Here is a 3189-nt window from a genome sequence, read left to right as displayed (position 1 = left end):
AGGCTTTTATCCCCATTTTATTCAATCACACAAAAAAAGTGATTGAACCAATATTTTGATGCATTTATCAAGCTTGATGAGTTTAGACGTTCTGATCCTAATGCTACAGGAAAAAGTGATGAAGCCATTGGTCGACAATTGAATAAGTCCGCTCGTCAAGTTTCGAAGATGAGAGAGATTGCAAAAAAGGCTAGTCCGGAAATTCTTTCAAAAATTACAAGCAATTCAATCAGTTTGAATAAAGCGTATGAGTTAATAAAGGCAAGTGAAAAGAAAACAGTTTCAGAATCTTTTTCTGAGGCTTCTGTCAAAGAAAATCAGACAGGCAAGGGAATTAACTCTGACTCTTTTAAACTAGGGGTTTTGTTTGTCATTTCGGAATTGGAAAAAGGAAGAAAGAAAAGTCAGATTCTTAAAGACAAACGAATTGCAAAATTAGAACTTGGAGAACTTAATCTCTCTGAAGAAGATGTTCAGAAAATCAGTCAAAGATTTGGAATTGCTTAAACAATAAACTAATAAATTAGAGACTGTCTTCAATTCTTTTAAATCTGTTTGAAAACAGTTTCTAATTTATAGACTTTTAAAAACTTGAGGTTCGCAAATTTGCGCAGTCTAGGAATTGTAAATTTGTAGTTTAATTACAGATAAGGAATTTTATAATAAAATCTGGATATGGAGGAAATTATGAAAGAATTTAAATGGAAAAATAATTTTATTAATCAAGATAAAAAAACAGAGCATATTAATAAGTATGTACTTTTATTATTAATGGTCAAACTAAAATGTCAAAATACTAAAAAATTAGAGGAAAATATAGCTTCATTGGAAGTTCAAGATTTCTCAGTTTATGAGGAGTTTTTACTTAATCATGTGTTGCCAGAATCTATAAAAGTAAAAAAGCAAAGTAGATTACTGCACAATCAGCCCTTTTTTAAGGATTTAATTGAATCTATTGAAGTCGATAAGCCCCTTACGACTAATTTTAAATGTAAAAGGCTAATATTTTCAAAGTTTTCTAAATACGTAAATTTAAAAGATTTAACTGCTGTTATGAAAACTTATTGGGCTTGGGTTTTAGGATTATTCTCTTTTTTTTATATGGCATCTATATCTATAATTTTTCATAATATTTTGTATTTGACTGTTTTGAATTTATTAGAAGTCTTTATTGCATTTAGTTTATATAGAACTTTTCGTGGGAAATCAAAGTTGTTCTGTCTGAATATTTACAGAATTAATACAGAGCTTTGTTTAATTGAACTTCAAAAAGAATTTGAAGAATTAGAAAATATTCTTAAAGTATCTAATGATCCGTATAAAAATGATACCTTTGAAGAAACATACGAAAAGTTTAAAAATATGTTTTCTGTTCCTGAGGATTTTTTAGACATCTGTATAAATAAATCAATTATTGATGAGAATAATTTTATAAACTCTAAATACAATCATTTTATGATCCAGTATTTAAAGATAAAAAGAAATGAAAAGTACAGAAATGAAAAATTTGACTGGCAATTAATAAAGCATGTAATAGTTTTTGAAATTAGTAAAAGTAAAAAATCCGATTTTTTGAAAAATGACTTTAAAATGGATTTAAAAACAAGAGAATATTATTCTCCAGAAGGTATAAAATTTCAAAAATTTTTAAATCTTTTTGAATAAATAAAGAATAACACCTAAAAAAGACTGGAGAACTGGAAATATTGTTTTAGTTCCCCAGATTCATTTAAAGCTAATTAGCTTTATCTTATAGCCATCAAACGTTTGATTATGGCTCGTTGAGCCTTATTCAATTTTGTTGTTTGTCTCAAACACCTATGAGACAAACAACTCATAAGGAGACTTTGATGGTTTCTTCAAAATCAAAAAATACAATACAAATCAATAAAGATTTGCTTCTTTCTCGAAATGAATTAGCTGAATTACTTCATTGTGGGGTGTCTAGTATTGATGCTATGGATACTTACGCTTCTATACCCAGGGTGAAAATAGGTCGACATACTTTCTTCCTAAGAACTGACGTTATGGACTTTATTCTTTCTCACAGAGAAGGAGGCGCACAATGAATGACCAGATCTTCAATGAAATAAAAAATGATATTGAACGAAAAGGCATCTATTACGGCGAAATTGTTATAACCTGCCATTATCACGACGGACGTGTTACTGCCTATTCTATTACTACAACAGAACGAAGGAATTGCAATAAAAATGCAAAACATGCAGTTCGTCAGGAGTTAGATCTGGAAAGATGATTAAAAAACCGTCTGGTGCGCCAAAGTATGGAGGAAGTATAACGATTCAAGACTGGATGGTTCGATTATATCAGTTACAAGGTGATAATCTTTTAATATATGCAACAATTCATTCTTTTTCTAAAGATGGAGAAAGTGTATTTAGAGGAAGTCTTAGATACTTAGCCTTTTGGACAGGAAAATCTAAACCAACGGTTTTGAAAGCACTTAATTATTTATTGACACAGAAGTTAATCTGCAAAAAAGAAATTCAATACACACGGTTAAATCAAAAAAGACATTATTGTGAATATTGGACAACTTTTTCCAGATTAGATACAGAGGAACAGAAAAAAATGCTTAGTACAACTAAGTAGTTTAAGTTATCCACAACAGGTCAAAATTCTTTACCAGTAGTTTTCCACATTAAGTAAACAACAGGTAAAAATTTCTTCCACAACAGGTAAAGTTTTTTAAAAGAAACAGGTTAAAAAACTTTACCCAATATTAACAATAAGTATTTAAAAATAGTAGTAGAAGAAAACGGACTAAAATTGTGGATAACTCTTATAACAAGTTAAGAGGCATATTAATGATTTTTTTTACTAAGAAACTTAGCACTTCCTTCGAAGCTGCTAAACAGAATATTCAGAACAAGTTTGATTCTGAAAGAATACAGATGGTTGAAATCTCAAAACTTAAGTTTGATAAAGATTTCAAGGAATTATTTGCTCAGGAGCCTGAAAAGGTAGAACGCATTGCTCAGGATATGAAAGAGCATGGTTTTGATAAATCGCAACCTATTATTGTAACTAAAGATTTTTTGATTTTGGATGGGAATAGCAGATATTTGTCTAGTCAAAAAGCAGGAATTTCTGTCGTACCAGTTATAATAAAAAATTTTGGTTCAATCACTTTTTTTGTGTGATTGAATAAAATGGGGATAAAAGCCT

At 29.4% G+C, this 3189-nt stretch carries 6 protein-coding genes; all 6 read left to right on the top strand.

Annotated features, from left to right (window positions below; all coding sequences use genetic code 11):
• The first annotated feature begins 42 nt into the window (after nucleotides 1-42).
• The gene (locus Q0138_RS06700; RefSeq protein ID WP_297982383.1) at nucleotides 43-507 is read left to right on the top strand and encodes a hypothetical protein; all 465 of its coding nucleotides are present in this window, start codon (nucleotides 43-45) and stop codon (nucleotides 505-507) included.
• 180 nt (nucleotides 508-687) lie between these two features.
• Entirely contained in the window at nucleotides 688-1665 is a 978-nt protein-coding gene (locus Q0138_RS06695; protein WP_297982381.1) for a hypothetical protein, read from the top strand.
• A gap of 185 nt (nucleotides 1666-1850) precedes the next feature.
• Nucleotides 1851-2069, top strand: a complete 219-nt coding sequence (locus Q0138_RS06690; RefSeq protein WP_297982379.1) for a helix-turn-helix domain-containing protein — start codon at nucleotides 1851-1853, stop codon at nucleotides 2067-2069.
• Nucleotides 2066-2257, top strand: a complete 192-nt coding sequence (locus tag Q0138_RS06685; RefSeq protein WP_297982377.1) for a hypothetical protein — start codon at nucleotides 2066-2068, stop codon at nucleotides 2255-2257. Before Q0138_RS06690 ends, Q0138_RS06685 begins: the two co-directional genes overlap by 4 nt.
• A complete protein-coding gene (locus Q0138_RS06680) occupies nucleotides 2254-2613 on the top strand; it encodes a helix-turn-helix domain-containing protein (RefSeq protein WP_297982375.1) in 360 nt (119 codons plus the stop codon). Before Q0138_RS06685 ends, Q0138_RS06680 begins: the two co-directional genes overlap by 4 nt.
• Before the next feature lie 215 nt (nucleotides 2614-2828).
• Nucleotides 2829-3164, top strand: a complete 336-nt coding sequence (locus tag Q0138_RS06675) for a ParB N-terminal domain-containing protein (RefSeq protein ID WP_297982373.1) — start codon at nucleotides 2829-2831, stop codon at nucleotides 3162-3164.
• Nucleotides 3165-3189 lie beyond the last annotated feature (25 nt).

The sequence above is a fragment of the uncultured Methanobrevibacter sp. genome (genome assembly GCF_937906425.1).
In the GTDB taxonomy this organism is placed as follows: Archaea; Methanobacteriota; Methanobacteria; order Methanobacteriales; family Methanobacteriaceae; genus Methanobrevibacter.
This window is presented reverse-complemented; position numbering and strand designations above follow the sequence as displayed.

Excerpts from the sequence above, each read along its gene's own strand:
- Q0138_RS06680 (WP_297982375.1), top strand. The coding sequence starts at position 2,254 with ATGATTAAAAAACCGTCTGGTGCGCCAAAGTATGGAGGAAGTATAACG.
- Q0138_RS06695 (WP_297982381.1), top strand. The coding sequence starts at position 688 with ATGAAAGAATTTAAATGGAAAAATAATTTTATTAATCAAGATAAAAAA.
- Q0138_RS06690 (WP_297982379.1), top strand. The coding sequence starts at position 1,851 with ATGGTTTCTTCAAAATCAAAAAATACAATACAAATCAATAAAGATTTG.
- Q0138_RS06685 (WP_297982377.1), top strand. The coding sequence starts at position 2,066 with ATGAATGACCAGATCTTCAATGAAATAAAAAATGATATTGAACGAAAA.
- Q0138_RS06675 (WP_297982373.1), top strand. The coding sequence starts at position 2,829 with ATGATTTTTTTTACTAAGAAACTTAGCACTTCCTTCGAAGCTGCTAAA.